Annotated in this window: 15 protein-coding genes; 4 read left to right on the top strand and 11 right to left on the bottom strand. The window is 58.0% G+C overall.

The window, feature by feature from the left end:
* Positions 1 to 22: 22 nt before the first annotated feature.
* A complete protein-coding gene (locus M2422_RS08575) occupies positions 23 to 1,591 on the bottom strand; it encodes an ABC transporter substrate-binding protein (RefSeq protein WP_064673612.1) in 1,569 nt (522 codons plus the stop codon).
* A gap of 201 nt (positions 1,592 to 1,792) precedes the next feature.
* On the opposite strand from M2422_RS08575, the gene M2422_RS08570 reads away from it, so the two are divergent.
* Entirely contained in the window at positions 1,793 to 2,491 is a 699-nt protein-coding gene (locus M2422_RS08570; protein ID WP_064673662.1) for a GNAT family N-acetyltransferase, read from the top strand.
* Between the two features lie 33 nt (positions 2,492 to 2,524).
* Here the strand turns inward: M2422_RS08570 and M2422_RS08565 are convergent, their stop codons facing one another.
* The 8 genes from M2422_RS08565 to betI all read right to left on the bottom strand — a co-directional run bounded on the left by M2422_RS08565 (position 2,525) and on the right by betI (position 11,225).
* Positions 2,525 to 4,219, bottom strand: coding sequence for a thiamine pyrophosphate-binding protein (locus tag M2422_RS08565; protein ID WP_064673613.1), 1,695 nt, complete (start codon positions 4,217 to 4,219; stop codon positions 2,525 to 2,527).
* A gap of 33 nt (positions 4,220 to 4,252) precedes the next feature.
* Complete coding sequence (locus tag M2422_RS08560) at positions 4,253 to 4,993, bottom strand: SDR family oxidoreductase (protein ID WP_033144879.1); 741 nt, start codon at positions 4,991 to 4,993, stop codon at positions 4,253 to 4,255.
* Positions 4,994 to 5,322: 329 nt separating this feature from the next.
* Positions 5,323 to 5,970: an anti-sigma factor domain-containing protein gene (locus M2422_RS08555; protein ID WP_064673614.1), complete on the bottom strand. Its 648-nt coding sequence runs from the start codon at positions 5,968 to 5,970 to the stop codon at positions 5,323 to 5,325.
* A complete protein-coding gene (locus M2422_RS08550) occupies positions 5,967 to 6,521 on the bottom strand; it encodes an RNA polymerase sigma factor (protein ID WP_048979585.1) in 555 nt (184 codons plus the stop codon). Before M2422_RS08550 ends, M2422_RS08555 begins: the two co-directional genes overlap by 4 nt.
* A gap of 43 nt (positions 6,522 to 6,564) precedes the next feature.
* Positions 6,565 to 7,128, bottom strand: coding sequence for a fasciclin domain-containing protein (locus M2422_RS08545; protein ID WP_064673615.1), 564 nt, complete (start codon positions 7,126 to 7,128; stop codon positions 6,565 to 6,567).
* Between the two features lie 345 nt (positions 7,129 to 7,473).
* Positions 7,474 to 9,138: a choline dehydrogenase gene (gene betA / locus M2422_RS08540; RefSeq protein WP_039264056.1), complete on the bottom strand. Its 1,665-nt coding sequence runs from the start codon at positions 9,136 to 9,138 to the stop codon at positions 7,474 to 7,476.
* 13 nt (positions 9,139 to 9,151) lie between these two features.
* Positions 9,152 to 10,624: a betaine-aldehyde dehydrogenase gene (betB, locus tag M2422_RS08535; protein ID WP_064673616.1), complete on the bottom strand. Its 1,473-nt coding sequence runs from the start codon at positions 10,622 to 10,624 to the stop codon at positions 9,152 to 9,154.
* Positions 10,625 to 10,637: 13 nt separating this feature from the next.
* A complete protein-coding gene (betI, locus tag M2422_RS08530) occupies positions 10,638 to 11,225 on the bottom strand; it encodes a transcriptional regulator BetI (protein ID WP_032662864.1) in 588 nt (195 codons plus the stop codon).
* Between the two features lie 128 nt (positions 11,226 to 11,353).
* Between betI and betT the strand changes: the two genes are divergently transcribed.
* From betT to nadS, 3 genes are all read left to right on the top strand, one after another.
* Positions 11,354 to 13,387 (top strand): choline BCCT transporter BetT, encoded by a 2,034-nt coding sequence (betT, locus tag M2422_RS08525; protein ID WP_023310695.1) that lies wholly within the window; start codon positions 11,354 to 11,356, stop codon positions 13,385 to 13,387.
* Positions 13,388 to 13,524: 137 nt separating this feature from the next.
* The gene (locus tag M2422_RS08520) at positions 13,525 to 13,872 is read left to right on the top strand and encodes a type II toxin-antitoxin system RelE/ParE family toxin (protein ID WP_033144884.1); all 348 of its coding nucleotides are present in this window, start codon (positions 13,525 to 13,527) and stop codon (positions 13,870 to 13,872) included.
* Between the two features lie 40 nt (positions 13,873 to 13,912).
* Complete coding sequence (nadS, locus tag M2422_RS08515; protein ID WP_033144885.1) at positions 13,913 to 14,197, top strand: NadS family protein; 285 nt, start codon at positions 13,913 to 13,915, stop codon at positions 14,195 to 14,197.
* Positions 14,198 to 14,292: 95 nt separating this feature from the next.
* Here the strand turns inward: nadS and entD are convergent, their stop codons facing one another.
* Positions 14,293 to 14,949: an enterobactin synthase subunit EntD gene (entD, locus tag M2422_RS08510; RefSeq protein ID WP_064673617.1), complete on the bottom strand. Its 657-nt coding sequence runs from the start codon at positions 14,947 to 14,949 to the stop codon at positions 14,293 to 14,295.
* Positions 14,950 to 15,030: 81 nt separating this feature from the next.
* On the bottom strand, positions 15,031 to 17,271 hold the full coding sequence (locus tag M2422_RS08505) for a TonB-dependent siderophore receptor (RefSeq protein WP_033144887.1): 2,241 nt from the start codon (positions 17,269 to 17,271) through the stop codon (positions 15,031 to 15,033).
* Positions 17,272 to 17,348: the final 77 nt, after the last annotated feature.

The following is a 17,348-nucleotide window of genomic DNA, read 5'->3' as shown; positions in this document are numbered from 1 at the left end:
GGGAGAGGGAGAAGGAGAAGGGCTACTTCGTGACGCGATCGTACCAGACCATATCCGCGTTCAGCCCCTGCTGATACCCCTTCACGTTATCGCGCACCACGATCTGGGTTTTACCCTGATCGACAAATACGTACGGCGAATTCTGCTGCAGCTGCTCCTGCATCTTCTTGTACAGATCCAGACGCTTCGCCGGATCCGGCTCGGCTACCGCCGCCAGCGTGGCTTTGTTCAGCTCCGGGATTTTCCAGCCGTTCAGCCCGGCCACGGTGCTGGATTTACCGTCGTTCCACGCGAAGGCGCTGGCGTTAGAGTGCGCGTCGAAGTAGTCCGGGATCCACAGACGAATCGCCGCCTGATGCTGCTTTGCGCGCACGCGGGCATAGACCTGGCTCCCGGCGGCAGGCAGCAGATCGACCTTCACGCCGCCCTGAGCAAAGCTCGCCTGCATCGACTGGGCGATGGTGATAAACGGCGGCTTGTTCTCCACGTCCAGCGTGAAGTGCGCGTCTTTAATGCCCGCTTTGGCGAGAATGGCTTTCGCTTTTGCCGGGTCAAATTTAAACGGGTTGTCTTCCAGCGCGCCCGGCAGGCCGACCGGCAGGAAGCTCTGATGAACAAAGTACTGGCCTTTCAGCAGATTTTTGGTGATGCCTTCATAATCGACCAGCCAGCGCGAGGCTTCCCAGAACGCCGGGTTGTTCAGCAGCGGGTTGGCGCTGTTGCCGGTGTTAAACACCAGGTAATTTTGCTCGGCGGACGGAATACTCAGCACCTTCACGCCCGGCTTGCCGTCCAGGGCGCTTATCTGGTCTGCACCGAGATCGCGCGCCACGTCCGCATCACCCTGCTGGATCAGCAGGCGGCGTGAAGCCGGATCGGGGACGTTTTTAATGATGATGCTTTTGAGCTTCGGCGCGCCGCCGGGCGCTGATTCGTTAGCTTCCAGCACGATAGCCTGATGCGGCTGATAGATGCGCATTTTGAACGCGCCGCTGCCCGCCGAGTGCATTTTCAGCCAGGCGTTACCGAAGTCATTATCCTTCACGTTCGCCGCGACCTGCTTTTCATCCACGATGGAGGCAATCGGCGTGGAGAGAATATTCAGCGCCACCGACGGGCTAACGTCCGCCGTCCAGTGAAGCTGGAGGGTATGGTCGTCCACCTTTTTCAGCTGGCTGGCGATGTTGCTCGCGTCCCAGCCCAGCACGTTGAGGATAAAGGCCGGGGATTTGTTCAGCGTCACGGCGCGGGTGTACGAGAAAATCACGTCTTCCGGGCGCAGCGGGTTACCGGAGGCGAATCTGGCATCGGGCTTAAGCTTAATCGTCAGGGTTTTGGCTGCCGCGTCCGCTTCCCAGCTTTCTGCCAGAATCGGGGTGATTTTTTCCGGGTTATCGCGGTCCGGCTGGACCAGACGCTGATACAGGCTCGGCACGGTCTGGATGCTGGAAAGCTCGTTGGCTTCGGCCGGGTCGAGGCTCACGATGTCATCCAGCCCCTGGGCAACAACCAGCGTGTTGGGCGGAGTAGCGGCGTGGACAGCGCCTGAGAGCGCAGCCAGCACCAGTAACGGCAACAGTTTTTTCGTCATAGCGATCCCTGAGAAGAATATATTGTGATTGTTTTATGCTCCGCTACGTTAGGGCGACTCTGACATTCCGCAAAGTCGAAATTCAGCTTTGCTTATGCCTTTCGGGAATATCGCATGCGCTTGGGCTATTAAAATGTGCTGCTTTTCGCCCGCTTTTTAACCTGCTATAACAAACTCCTTACCTTTCAGGGAGTCACCGCCGTGCCCGAAATCAATCAACATGGTCAAACCGTTAACGATATCGTTCCAGACTGGAGAGGCGCGCGCGTATTAACCCGCACGCCGCTGTTCGGCCAGTATTGCCGCCTGGAGCCGCTGGATGCCGATCGCCACGCGGCCGATCTCTACGAGGCCTACGCGCTGGGCGACGACAGCGACTGGACGTGGCTTGCCAGCACGCAGCCAGCGAGCGTGGAAGCCACCGCCCACTGGATCGTGGCTAAGGTGATGGACGATGAGCTGGTGCCGTTTGCCGTCATTGATTTACGCACCGAACGCGCGGTGGGGCTGGTGAGCTATATGGCTAACGAGCGGCTGCTGGGGTCAGTGGAGATCGGGCACGTGACCTGGTCGCGCAGGATGAAAGGAACCCGGATGGGCACCGAAACGGTGTGGCTGCTGCTGAAAAATGCGTTTGAGCACGGCTACCGGCGCGTCGAGTGGAAGTGCGACTCCATGAACATTGCGTCACGCAATGCGGCGGAGCGGCTGGGGTTTGTCTGGGAAGGACGCCTGCGCCAGAAGCTGGTGCGCAAAGGGCGCAACCGCGACAGCGATATGCTTTCTATTATTGACGGCGAGTGGCCGCAAAGGGACGCCGAGCTGCGCGCCTGGCTGGCGGCAGAGAATTTTGACGGAGAAGGGCGGCAGATTAAGCGGCTTGAGGCGTTTCGGTTATAAGTGTTTTATGTAGGGTACATCTGAAACGGTCGATCAATCTGCGGAAATGGCAATTTCGATTAAATTGGTTTTTCCTGACTGTAGCCCCTGCGTCACCGCCGTGGCGATATCCGCGGCCTGGGTCACCCGGCAGCAGCGGATACCCATCGCGGCGCCCAGCGACTGGAAATCAATTCGCGGGTTAATCAGATCCATCCCGATAAAACGACCCAGCTTTGTCGAACTGTAGCCCGGCTGTCCTTTCATGAAGTTTTTCAGGATGTTGTACTCCAGGTTATTCATCACGATAAAGGTGACGGGCAGATTTTCGTGCGCCGCCGTCCAGAGCGCCTGCGGCGAGTACAGGGAGGCGCCGTCGCCAACCAGACACACAACCGGCTCGCGCCCCAGCCCCAGCGAGTGACCTACTGCTGCAGGCATTCCCCAGCCCAGACCGCCGCCGCGCATAAAGTAGTAGCGCGGGTGCTGCTGGTCGGAGATAAACCGGCGAACGTGTCTGGCCGTTGCTATCGCCTCGTCGACAATCGTGGTGCCCGGCGGAACGGACTTTATCACCTCGTAGGCCGCGACCATCGGCGAAATCGCCGGGCGCAGCCGCTCGGCTGCCAGACGCTCTTCCTGCAGTTGCCACTCTTTTTCACGTTCAGCGCGTGCCGCTTTGAGCAGCCGCTGATGCGTCAATTTGCTTGCCACCCGGCGCTGCTCAAGCTTCGGCAACAGTTCCTTCAGGGAGAGGGTGATATCCCCCATCACCGAGAGGCGGGTGGCGTAGGTGCGTCCCAGCTCGTTCATATCCGCCGAGAGCTGATACACCGCGCAGGTTTCCGGAATGGCCTCGCCCTCGCTATACAAAATGGTAATCAGGCTTCTGCCGCCGATGATAAACACCGCATCGTAGGCATTAACGACGCTGGCGATTTCATTTGAGGTGGTGGGCATATTGCCTCGCCAGAGCGCGTGCTGCGTGGGGAAGGGTAAATTCAGCGGCCAGGAGGAGCCGTAGACGTGGGCGCCTAGCGCTTCAGCAAGCTGGACAATCTCCTGCGTCGAGCCGCTGGAGTGAACTTCATCCCCCGCCACAATCATGATCCTGCCGGGGGTGACTTCGCTTAGCGCCTGCGCCAGCTCGTCCAGCGAGCCCGCCACTGTGTGGTAGTTCACTTTAGAGGCCGTTTGTATCCCGGCGTCGCTGAGCTCTTCCATGACGTTCATTGGCAGGGATAGCAGCACCGGACCCGCGGGAGGGTAGCTGGCGGCATGAAAGGCCCGGCGCACAAGAACCGGTAGCTGGTCGGCGCTGGTGACCTCCTGCGCCCATTTCACCACCGGCGACCCAATGGAGACTATGTCATCATACAGGAGCGGGTCGCGCACGTAGTGGCGGGTATCCTGTTGCCCGACGGTGACAACCAGCGGCGTTTTCATGATCCGCGAATTAATGAGATTCCCCATGCCGTGCCCAAGACCGCTGGCGGTATGCAAATTGATAAAACCGGTCTTGCCGGAGGCTTTCGCGTAGCCGTCGGCAATGGCGACCACGCTGCTCTCCTGGAGTGCCAGAATATAGTGAATATTTTCATGGCGAAGAAGGGCATCAATGAGCGGAAGTTCGGTGGTGCCGGGGTTGCCAAAAATATATTCCACACCTTCACTCTCCAGCACTTCAAGGAGAATATCGGCACCCGATCGCATATTTAAGTCTGACAGGGACGTTAATGATTTAATCATAATGACACCTCATTCAGCGTTATTTAACTCATGCTAAAATTCTTCCTGCGTAGGACGGACTATTATTTCATTTACATCAACGTCGCCAGGCTGTTCGATAGCAAATAATACGGCTCTGGCAATCGACTCTGCCGGAATAGCCTGCTTATAAAATTCATGCAGGAACTGTTTGCTCGGGGCATCAGAGCTGCCAAACTGCAGCTCGCTTTCAACGGCGCCGGGGGAAATAAGGGTCGTCCGAACGGTTTTCCCCGCTTCCTGACGTAAGCCTTCACTCAGGGCGCGGACGGCGAATTTCGTGGCGCTGTACACCACGCCGCCGGGGGCAAGGACCTTGATACCCGCCACGGAGGCCACGTTAATAAAGTGTCCGCTCCCCTGACGCTGGAATACCGGGAATGCCGCTGCGATACCGTACAGCACGCCTTTGATATTGGTATCGATCATCCGGTCCCACTCGTCGGTTTTCAGCTCGCTGAGGGGAGCAATTGCCATAAAGCCTGCGTTGTTGATCAGCACGTCGACGCGCTGGTATGCGGCGACGGCAGCATCAATCGCGCGCTGAACCTCCTCCTGTCGGGTCACGTCCGCCTTCACGGCAATCGCCTGGCCGCCCTGCTGAATAATGCGATCCACCAGGGCGTTAATTCTCTCCAGACGACGGGCAACCAGCACCAGAGAGAAAGGTTTATTTGCCAGATGAAGGGCAATGGCCTCACCAATACCGCTGCTGGCACCGGTGATAACAACAACTTTGTTTGCACTATTATTCATGATCTTATCTCACTGTTGTGTGATTCAAAAAAATAAAATGCAGAGAAGGATTAAAGAATGATGACGAATTCTTTAATTCTTTTTAAAAATATATTGTATATATTGAATTAAATAGCATTCGATTTAAACTTAATGGAGTTGCAGGGAGAGTGTCAATAAAGTTTCAAATAATAAAATTCATTGCGGTGCTAATATTTAATTCTTATATGTAACAGCCAATATTATGTACAGGATTGAGTATTGAAAAATCTCTCTTTTCTTATCGTTCGGGCGTAAATCCGTAGAAGGCAGATTAAGAGGCGCGCGGCCCTGCGAACAAGGCCGGAGGATTAAATCTTGCCGCTGTACAGCACGGGGCCGGTGGGTTGACCGGTGGGTGACCCACCTTCGGGCTCGAGGCTTATGGCTATCATCGCGTCAGGGGTAAGGGTGTTGTTCCTGAGGGCAACATGAGTCGGTATATCACGTTGCAGCAGCCCAAGGGATATCGGGGCCTTCCCGGCAGGAATAAGCCAAAGCTGCAGGCTGTTTTGCGCCGCAATAGCGTTCGGTCTGAGCGGGGTGATGCTCAGATACTGGCGGCGGCTGTCCGCACTGACGATCCATTGCCCGTGCTGTTGGGCATCGTTGAGCACCATCAGCGGTGCGAGTTCCGGCGTTCGGGTGGAATACCAGGTCACTACGGTAACGGCGGCGAGGCCGGCCGCGACCATCCAGCCGAGATAGGGCCGGCTTTGGCGCAAAGGCTTTTTCGGTGGCAGATCGAGGGCGATTCTCTTCCACACCGTCTCGGGTGGGTGAACGGGCGTAAGGTGACTATCGAGCGTGCTGAACATTTCCTGCCAGTACGCCACGCGGGCAGCCAGACCGGGCTCAGCGGCAAGCCTTTTCTGGAACTGAAGCCGCGCCCCTCCGCGCAGGGTGCCGAGGGCATATTCTGCAGCCAGCATGTCATCGCGTTTTTCGCTGTCATTCATAGGCCCACGCACTCCCGAAGATGATCCATCGCGCGGCGGATCCAGCTTTTTACCGAGCCCACGGGCTGCTGGAGCCAGTCGGCAATGTCGCTGTGGGACATGCCCTGATAGTAGGCGAGCGTAATGCTCTGGCGCTGTTCCTGACTCAGATGATCCAGACAATGCCTGAGCCGTGCTGCCTGCGCGTCGTCGTACCAGTTGTTTTGCTCATCGTTTTCGCTCAGCAGACTCTCTTCGGAATACGACTCCTCGCGGGCGGCAGCCCGGGTTTGCCCGCTGCGCAGCCAGTCAATGCAGCGGTTGCGAACAATATGCGTAAGCCAGGTCATCGGAGAGCTCAGGGCGGCGTTATAGGTGTCGGCTTTACTCCAGACGGTGACAAAACAGTCGTGAAGGATCTCTTCTGCCCAGGCGCGATGGCGCAGCATGCGCAGCGCGACGGCAAACAGATGCGGTGAAGTGAGTCGGTAAAGTTGTTCAAATGCGCGGCGATCGCCGTTTGCGACCGCCTGCATTAATTTCAACTGCTGTTCAGCCAGCGCGTTATCCATGTTTTTCCCGGAAGGCAACGTCACACTTCCGAAGTATAGACAACTACTTAGGCATCAGGACGGTATCGATCACATCGATCACGCCATTTTTCTGATGGACGTCATAGGTGCTGATATTCGCCACGTTACCTTTACCATCCTTGAGCTGAATATTGTGCGGGCCGTTACTCATGATCCACAGCGGTTGACCGTTAACGGTTTTCAGCTCCGCGTGGCCGCCGCCCTGTTTAATTTTCTGCTCCAGCGCTCTCATATCGTAATTACCCGCAACCACGTGATAGGTCAGGATACTGGTGAGCAGCGCTTTATTTTCCGGCTTCACCAGATTGTCCACCGTACCCGCAGGCAATTTCGCAAATGCCGCATCGGTGGGCGCAAAAACGGTGAAGGGCCCTTTGCTCTGCAGCGTATCCACCAGCCCGGCCGCTTTAACCGCCGCCACCAGCGTGGTGTGATCTTTTGAGTTCACGGCGTTTTCAACAATATTTTTGCTCGGGAACATTTCCGCTCCACCCACCATCACGGAGCCAGACGTCATGGCCGCTGATGCGCCTGCACAGAAGAGTAAAGCGCTGGATACGAATGCAACACTGAGTAGCTTTTTCATCATTTATCCTCGGATTAAGGAGCAAAGGCGTTGCTCACATACTCACATACGAGGGCAGGGGGGAAACTGGATGCAGGCAAATGAAAATAAATTTTTGGAGGGAAGATAAACTCCCTCTCCCGTATGGAGTGAGAGATCCCCAGTCATTTTTTAACCTGGAACGTTCACAAGTTACGTCGTTACAGAGTGGCAAGGAACGTCAAGTGAACGGAATGACCACCGCAGCCGTATGTTCCCCCTCACCCCAGCCCTCTCCCTCAAGGGAGAGGGAGTCGTCCGTACAGGCATTGTTTTGTGGGGATCCCTCCCCCGTATGGAAGAGGGTTAAGAGGAGGGGAAATACCCTCAGCGTCGAACCGGCGCCCCGTTCGCCACATAATACGCCGCCGTGCTCTTCGCCAGCGGCTCGCGCCCGCGGATTGCGTCGGCAATTTTTTCGCCAATCATAATAGTGGTGGCGTTCAGGTTGCCGGTGATGATCTGCGGCATGATCGACGCATCCACGACGCGCAGCCCTTCCAGCCCGTGAACGCGGCCTTCGCCGTCGACCACCGCCATCTCGTCATAGCCCATCTTGCAGGTGCCGCACGGGTGGAAGGCGGTTTCCGCGTGGTTGCGCACGAACTCGTCCAGCTGCTCGTCGGTCTGGCACTCGACGCCCGGGCTGATTTCGCGACCGCGATATTTGTCCAGCGCGGGCTGGTGCATGATCTCGCGGGTGATGCGGATCGCGTCGCGGAACTCCTGCCAGTCCTGCTCGTGAGACATATAGTTGAACAGGATCGCCGGATGCTGGTGCGGATCGCGCGACTTGATGCGCACGTGCCCGCGGCTTGGGGAGCGCATGGAGCCGACGTGGCACTGGAAGCCGTGCTCTTTTACCGCGTTCGAGCCGTTGTAGTTAATCGCTACCGGCAGGAAATGGTACTGAATGTTTGGCCATTCGAACTCCTCGCGGCTGCGGATAAAACCGCCCGCTTCGAAGTGGTTGCTCGCGCCCACGCCGGTGCCGCCAAACAGCCACTCGGCGCCAATCTTCGGCTGGTTCCACCACTGCAGGGCAGGGTAGAGGGAGACCGGCTCTTTGCATTCGTACTGGAGGTACATCTCCAGGTGATCCTGCAGGTTTTCGCCCACGCCGGGCAGGTCGTGCACCAGTGGGATATCGAACTGCTTCAGCAGCTCCGCGTTGCCCACGCCGGAGCGCTGGAGGATCTGCGGGGAGGCAATCGCACCCGCACACAGCAGCACCTCTTTATTCGCCGTCGCTCTGGACGGGATGGTGCTTTCGCCCTCCAGCCACTCGACGCCCGCCGCGCGCTTGCCGTCAAAAATAATATGATCGGTCATGGCGTGAGTGCGGATGGTCAGGTTCGGGCGCTTTTTGGCCTGGTCCAGATAGCCGCGCGCGGTGCTGGCGCGTCTGCCCTGCGGCGTGACCGTGCGGTCCATCGGGCCGAAGCCCTCCTGCTGATAGCCGTTGAGATCGTCGGTGCGCGGGTAGCCCGCCTGCACGCCCGCCTCCACCATCGCCTCAAACAGCGGGTTCACGCCCGGCTTAGAGGTGGTGACGCTCACCGGACCGTCGCCGCCGTGGTAGTCGTTCGGCCCCACGTCGCGCGTCTCGGCCTTGCGGTAGTAGGGCAGGCAGTTGAGGTAGCTCCAGTGCTCAAGGCCAGATTCTTTCGCCCAGTTGTCGAGGTCCATCGCGTTACCGCGGATGTAGCACATGCCGTTGATCAGCGACGAGCCGCCCAGCCCTTTGCCGCGCCCGCACTCCATGCGGCGGTTGTTCATGTACGGCTCTGGCTCGGTTTCATACGCCCAGTTGTAGCGCTTGCCCTGCAGCGGGAACGCCAGCGCGGCGGGCATTTGGGTGCGGAAGTCAAAGCGGTAATCCGGCCCGCCCGCCTCAAGCAGCAGGACGGTGGTATTCGGATCTTCAGTCAGTCGCGTTGCCAGTACGTTGCCGGCAGAGCCGGCTCCGATAATGATGTAGTCAAATTGCAAATAAACCTCCCGGTTAAAATATGGACTGGAATTTACCCATCTCAACCTGGATGGACTTCACCTGGGTGTAGCTCTGCAGCGTCATGACGCCGTTCTCGCGGCCAATGCCGGAGTGTTTGTAGCCGCCGACCGGCATCTCTGCGGCGGATTCACCCCAGGTGTTGATCCAGCAGATGCCCGCTTCGAGCTGATGAATGGCGCCGTGCGCGCGGTTCAGGTCGGCAGTGACGATGCCCGCGGCCAGGCCGTAGTCGGTGTCGTTGGCGCGGCGGATCGCTTCTTCTTCACTTCCATAGGTGAGGATGGACATCACCGGGCCGAAGATCTCTTCGCGCACGATGGTCATCTCGTCGGTGCAGTCGGTGAACACGGTCGGGGCGACCCACGCGCCGTTGTCGAAGCCTTCGCCCTTCAGCGCGTCGCCGCCGCACAGCACGCGCGCACCTTCCTCTTTGCCTTTGGCGATGTAGCGCAGCACGCTGTCGCGGTGCGGGAAGCTGACCATCGGGCCAAAGTTGGTGCGTTCATCGAACAGATCGCCCGCGCGGATGCGGCCCACGCGCTCAACGATTTTCTGCTCAAACGCGGCCTTGAATTTCGCGGGTACGAACACGCGGGTTCCGTTGGTGCACACCTGGCCGGAGCTGAAGAAGTTCGCCATCATGGCGATGTCTGCCGCGAGATTGAGATCCGCGTCGTCGAAAATAATCAGCGGGGATTTGCCGCCCAGCTCCATCGTTACCTCTTTCAGGGAGGAGGCAGCCGAGTTGGCCATTACCTTCTTGCCGCTGGCGACGCCGCCGGTGAAGGAGACTTTGGCGATGCCCGGATGCTCGGTAAGGTACTGGCCAGTCTCCGCGCCCACGCCCGGCAGGACGTTAAATACGCCGTCCGGCAGGCCCGCTTCGGTGTAGATCTCCGCAAGCTTCAGGGCGGTGAGCGGGGTGACCTCGCTCGGCTTGAAGATCATCGCATTGCCCGCCGCCAGCGCCGGGGCTGATTTCCAGAGGGCGATCTGGATCGGGTAGTTCCACGCCCCGATGCCCGCCACCACGCCCAGCGGCTCGCGGCGGGTGTAGACGAATGAGGTCTCACGCAGCGGGATCTGGCTGCCTTCCAGCGCCGGGATCAGCCCCGCGTAGTACTCCAGCACGTCCGCGCCGGTGACGATGTCGACGGTGGAGGTTTCGGAGTACGCTTTACCGGTGTCGAGGGTTTCCAGCTTCGCCAGCTCGTCGTTGCGCTCGCGCAGGATATCAACGGCGCGACGCAGAACGCGCGAGCGCTCCATGGCGGTCATCGCTGCCCAGATTTTTTGCCCGCGTTTTGCGCTTTCCACGGCGCGGTCGACGTCTTCGCGCCCGGCGGCCTGTACGCTCGCCAGAACTTCACCGTTGGCCGGGTTGATGGTCTCGAAGGTGCGACCGCTGGTGGCGGAGGTATAACCACCATTGATATAAAGCTGCTGTTCTGCCATTCGGGACATAAATTCTCCTCGGTTATTCGGTCGGTAAATGCTGGCTGATAAAGTGGCTGGTGAGCGACTGCGCCAGGGTCTTATCCAGCGGCTTGCCGCTCAGCGCGGCGCGCAGCCACAGCCCGTCGATCAGGGCCGCCAGGCCGTAGCCCGCCTCTTCAGCCTGTTCGCGCGGCAGCTCACGGCGGAACTCGTACACCAGGTTTGACAACAAGCGACGGCTGCTCACCTGCTGCAGGCGGTAGAGCATCGGCTGGTGCATGCTGCTCGCCCAGAAGGCCAGCCAGGCCTTCATTGCCGCTCCGCTGGTCTGGGTTTCATCAAAATTGCCGCCGACAATCGCCTGCAGGCGCTGCTCCGCGCTGCCGTCCGGCAGGGCGCGTAAGCGGCTCAAAACCGCGTCGCGCAGCTGGCCGGTGATGTCGCGCATGGTCGCTTCCAGCAGACCGTTTTTGTCTTTGAAGTAGTGACTGATGATCCCCGTGGAAACGCCCGCCCGACGGGCGATCTGCGCGATCGTCGCGTCGTGCATTCCCACTTCATTTATTGCTTCCAGCGTGGCGTCGATAAGCTGCCTGCGCCGGATCGGCTGCATCCCCACTTTGGGCATTTTTGCCACTCCATTCATCAGCGTTGGTAATACATTAAAGCGGTTTTTGATTGGACGTTCAATATAAAATGTGTCTTAATTGTTGCGGATTTGGATTTTAATAGTTACAAAAACAGTGGGGATACTGGATGACAGACCTTTCACAAGACAGAGAAAAAGACAAAATCAACCCGGTCGTTTTTTATACGTCCGCCGGGCTGATTTTGTTGTTTTCCCTGACGACCATCTTCTTTCGTGATTTTTCTGCCGAGTGGATTGGGCGCACCCTGAACTGGGTGTCGAAGACCTTCGGCTGGTACTATCTGCTGGCCGCGACGCTCTATATCGTCTTCGTGGTCTGCATTGCCTGCTCGCGCTTTGGTTCCGTGAAGCTCGGGCCTGAGCAGTCCAAGCCCGAATTCAGCCTGCTGAGCTGGGCCGCGATGCTGTTTGCCGCCGGCATCGGCATTGACCTGATGTTCTTCTCCGTGGCCGAACCGGTCACGCAGTATATGCAGCCGCCGGAAGGGGCGGGGCAGACGATGGAGGCCGCGCGCCAGGCGATGGTCTGGACACTGTTCCACTACGGCCTGACGGGCTGGTCGATGTACGCCCTGATGGGCATGGCGCTCGGATACTTTAGCTATCGTTATAATTTGCCTCTCACCATCCGTTCCGCGCTGTACCCGATCTTCGGTAAAAAGATTAACGGGCCGATTGGCCACAGCGTTGATATCGCGGCGGTGATCGGCACCATCTTTGGTATTGCGACGACGCTCGGGATTGGCGTGGTGCAGCTCAACTACGGGCTGAGCGTGCTGTTTGATATCCCGGATTCGATGGCGGCCAAAGCGGCGCTGATTGCGCTCTCCGTCATTATCGCCACCATTTCGGTGACGTCGGGCGTCGATAAAGGCATCCGCGTGCTCTCCGAGCTGAACGTGGCGCTGGCGCTGGGGCTGATCCTGTTCGTGCTGTTTATGGGCGATACCTCGTTCCTGCTCAATGCCCTAGTGCTCAACGTGGGCGACTACGTAAACCGCTTTATGGGCATGACGCTGAACAGCTTCGCTTTCGACCGCCCGGTAGAGTGGATGAACAACTGGACGCTGTTCTTCTGGGCGTGGTGGGTGGCGTGGTCGCCGTTTGTCGGCCTGTTCCTGGCGCGTATTTCGCGTGGCCGCACCATCCGCCAGTTCGTGATGGGCACGCTGATAATCCCGTTCACCTTTACCCTGCTGTGGCTGTCGATTTTCGGCAACAGCGCACTGCACGAGATCATCCACGGCAATGCGACCTTCGCGCAGGAAGCGATGGCGCACCCGGAGCGCGGCTTCTACAGCCTGCTGGCGCAGTACCCGGCGTTCACCTTTAGCGCCTCCGTGGCGACCATCACCGGCCTGCTGTTTTACGTCACCTCGGCGGATTCCGGCGCGCTGGTACTGGGCAACTTCACCTCGAAGCTCAAAGATATCAACAGCGACGCGCCGAACTGGCTACGCATCTTCTGGTCCATCGCCATTGGCCTGCTGACGCTCGGCATGCTGATGACCAACGGTATCTCGGCGCTGCAGAACACCACGGTGATCATGGGCCTGCCGTTCAGCTTCGTTATCTTCTTCGTGATGGCCGGGCTGTATAAATCGCTCAAGGTGGAAGACTACCGCCGCGTCAGCGCCAGCCGCGACACCGCGCCGCGTCCGATGGGCGCGCAGGACAGGCTGAGCTGGAAGAAACGTCTTTCGCGCCTGATGAACTACCCGGGCACGCGCTACACCAAACAGATGATGGAGACGGTCTGCTTCCCGGCGATGGAAGAGGTCGCGCAGGAGCTGAAGCTGCGCGGTGCGTACGTGGAGCTGAAAAACCTGCCGCCGGAGGAGGGCGAGACCCTGGGGCACCTGGATCTGCTGGTGCACATGGGCGACGAGCAGAACTTTGTTTATCAGATCTGGCCGCAGCAGTATTCAGTACCCGGGTTTACCTACCGGGCGCGCAGCGGGAAATCGACCTACTACCGGCTTGAGACCTTCCTGCTGGAAGGGAGCCAGGGGAATGATTTGATGGACTACAGCAAGGAGCAGGTAATTACGGACATTCTGGACCAGTATGAACGGCACCTGAACTTTATCCATCTGCACAGGGAAGCGCCGGGGAATAGCGTGATGTTCCCGGATGTCTAAACGGATTCTTAAATAACAATATATCTGTATATAAATACAGTTATTCAATGCGTTATTACTCATGGAAGAGTCATATTGCAGCAAAAGCCTGATGCTGAAGCATTCAGGCTTTTGCTGCATCAGGGAAGGAATCATGCATGAGCCACGCGATAGAATTTATCGAAACATCACTTTTTACCCGGCAGTTCAAAAGTATTGCTACGGATGATGAATTAAGGGATCTCCAAAAGGAACTCATTGCCTGGCCTCATAAAGGCGATTTGATCCAGCATACAGGCGGGCTACGTAAAATAAGAATGGCTGTTGGCTCAAAGGGAAAAAGCGGCGGGGCCAGAGTCATCTACTTTCTGGCTACTGAAGAGGTGATTTTTTTCCTCATGGCCTATCCAAAAAGCATGAAGGACAGCCTGACCGATGTAGAGAAAGCCGAACTCAGAAAACTCACGTCTGTTCTCACCAATAGCGCTTCCAGTTCCGTCAATTAAAGGTGTACTATGTACTCCATCAGGCCAGAAGGAGCAGACAATGAGTATCTTTGATGAACTTAAGGCTTCGCTTGAAGAGGCTGCCGAGATCCAACGTGGTAAGAAAACGCCATCACGAGTCACTCGCTATGAGGTCGCGGACGTTCGGGCGATAAGAGAGCAGTTAAATGTCACTCAAAGCGAAATGGCGAAGGCTCTGGGTACAAGTGTTGATACGATTAAAAGCTGGGAGTCGAAACGGCGAAACCCAACGGGATTAGCGGCGAAAGTGCTAAATGTGATTAGAGATAATCCCGCGTTTTTCAGAGCGCTTGCGGGGCAGTGAGCTGATATCTATCTGTACAATTTATGCCGGGTGGCGGCGATGCCTTACCTGGCCTACAACACCGCTTTACCGAAGACCTGATAAGCGTAGCGCCATCAGGCTTTTAGCAGCGTAAACACGCTCGTATCATTATTCTGCCAGATGAGGATGAAGCGTTTACCCTCAGGATAGTCTCCAGCCGGGTTCGAAAGCGCCAGCGTGATTGTTTTTTCCGTTAACTCTGTGACTCTCGCCCACTCAAACCCCATGTAAGTATTTGCCTTTGGAAAGAGCGCCTTAAACAGACTCTCCTTGGCGCTAAAAGCCAGCGTCAGCGCCAGCGCAAAAGGGTAGCCCGAGTGCGTCAGGTACATCGCTTCCTGCGCATCAACGATGCCGTCCTGGATTTCGCGGGCTTCGTGGTCTGGAAGAATGGCTTCGCAATCAATACCTACGAGCGCATCTTGATGACGGACGGCAACCGCCATCGCCTGCGTGCCGCTGTGGGTAATGCTCCCCGAAACCCCTTCCGGCCAGAGCGGTTCGCCGCTGGGGCCGATGCCGGGGATCGCGCGTTCATTTATCGCGCCGAGCGCATGCGCGGCGGCGATGCGGCCTGCCAGATGCTCGGCTTTGCGTTTGCGTCCGGCGTTTGAAAGCTCAGCGTGGTGGGGGAGCCAGAGAAAGTCGGCGTCGGTGAAGGTGGTGGGGTCGAAGGTGACGTGGTGGACGGTGTGGCCGGCAATAATGAACGTGGTGTGGGTTGTGTGCATGTTTTTCCCTTCAGAATTGTGCGGCCTGATGCCCTCACCCCGGCCCTCTCCCACGGGGAGAGGGGGGAGTTACTGCCTGAATCAGAAACGCGTATTCACGCTCATGTACCAGGTACGGCCCGGCTCATTATACGTATACGCTCCAGCACCGTACATATACGCACCGGTGGTGGCATTTCCGGTCGTCTGGGCATTACCCGCGCGCCACTGGCGTTTGTCGAAGACGTTATCCACACCGCCGGTCAGACTAACGTTTTTGGTCATGTCCCAGGTCGCGCTCAGGCCAACGATGCTGTACGGACTGATTTCGTCTTTCTCAGACCCGGTCACCGGCTGACCTTTGTAGTTGTACTTCTTCGGCTGCTGCTTGCCGTACCAGGTAAAGGTCGACTGGAGCGACACGTCCTGATGAACCTGCCAGCTCAGGGTCGAGTTCAGCGTGTACTCCGGAATGATCGACAGACGGTCACCGGTCTCCTTGTTCTTGCTCTGCAGCATCCAGGTGATGTTGTTGGTCCAGTTGATTGTGTCGCTGACCGGCACGTTCAGGGAGCCTTCCAGCCCTTCGACGACCGCTTTCGGAACGTTTTCCCACTGGTAGATATCCGTCTGCACTTTACCGGAAGAGGTGTGACCGATCGGCGCATAGCCCGCTTCAATCTTGTCGCGATAGTCGTTGCGGAACCAGGTCACGCCCGCCAGCCAGCCGTCGCGTTTCCACTCCAGACCAATCTCTTTGTTGATGCTGGTTTCCGCTTTCAGGTCGTCGTTGCCCATCATGTAGCAGCCCACGCCGTCGGAGCTGGCGTAGCAGCCCTGGCCTTTGCTGTAGAGCAGGTAGTTCGGGTTGGTCTGGTACAGGCTCGGCGCTTTATAGGCGCGCGCGATCCCCATCTTCAGCGTGAAGTCATCGCCCAGACCTTGCGAAAGGTTCAGGGACGGGCTCCAGTTGTTGCCGACGATGGTGTGGTGATCGAAGCGCAGGGCAGGGGTCAGCATGGTGCTGTCGGTCAGCTCCATGTTGTTTTCGGCGAACAGGGAGAAAATCTCCGCCGAGGTGTACGGGCTGCGGTCGTTGCTCATGCCCGGAACGGTGCCGCCCTGCAGGGTTTGCGTGAAGGAGGTGGAGTCCTTCATGCGCTGCTGGTTCCACTCGGTGCCCAGCGTCAGGTTCTGGTTGACGAGGAAATCAATCGGCAGGTTGATCTCGCTGTGCAGCATCACGTCGGCCAGGTCGGTGTCGGTGAATTTATTGCTGTTGAATAACCCTTCCGTCCCGCCCGCCAGACCTTCGCCCAGGCGGGAGTTGCGGGTGTGTTCGTACTGTGCCCAGCTGCTGGTGGTGATGCCGTTATCCCAGCCGCCGTTCCAGGTCACCGCGAAGTTCTGGCGGTAGATACGGTTAGTCTCTTTGCCGTAGTTCTTCTTCACCAGCGCGCTGTCGTTGTTGGTGTTCTGCGTGTCGCCCGCGTAGAGGTTGTTCTGGCGGCTGTAGCCCGCTTCGAACTCCAGGGACTGCATGGGCGCGAAGTCCCAGCGCACCACGCCGTTGATGTCTTTGTTTTCCACGCCCTCGCGGCCAGCCGGCAGGGTGTTGGCGTAGGCACCGGTACGATCGGACTGATGACCCTGGTTGATGTCCCACGCGTCGGCCTGGGTTTTATCGAGGTTACCGAACATGCGGAAGCTGAAGTCGCCGCCCAGGGGGCCGCTCAGGCTGAAGTTGGTGCGCCTGGTGGAACCTTCGTCCTTATGTTCTGGCGCGTTCAGGTAGGTGTTCCAGGAGCCGTGCCACTGGTCGTCGAATTTTTTGGTGATGATGTTTACCACGCCGCCTGCCGCGCCGTTGCCGTAGCGCGCGGCTGCCGGACCGCGGATCACTTCGATACGCTCGATCATCTCCGGCGGCACCCAGCCGGTATCGCCGCGGGTGTCACGCTCGCCGCGCCAGCCCAGACGAATAGAGTTGCGGCTGGTGACCGGCTTGCCGTCGATCAGGATTAGGGTGTTTTCCGGACCCATGCCGCGAATGTCAATCTGACGGTTGTTTCCGCGCTGGCCGCTGGTGGAGTTCCCGGTGAGGTTAACGCCCGGCATGGTGCGGATGATTTCCGCCACGTCGCGCGCGGGCGGGTTTTTGCGGATCTCGTCGGCGGTGATGGTCGACACGCCCGGCGCCTGTAAATTCTGCTCGGCGGCGGTGATCACCATCGTATCTTCGTGCTGCGCAGAGGCGGTGTTGTCGTCTGCCATGGCGGGCAACGCGACACCATAAATCCCTAAATTGACCAGCAAGGCCAGAGAGTGAATCTTCTTATTCATTGTACGTCCCGCTTTTATGGTTATTTAATGAGCGCGCTTCCCACAGCGCGGGCATTACGCTATTGCAAATGCAAATA

Origin of the sequence: Enterobacter sp. SLBN-59 (assembly GCF_024807915.1) — a bacterium.
GTDB classification, from domain to species: Bacteria; Pseudomonadota; Gammaproteobacteria; order Enterobacterales; family Enterobacteriaceae; genus Enterobacter; species Enterobacter asburiae_B.
This window is presented reverse-complemented; position numbering and strand designations above follow the sequence as displayed.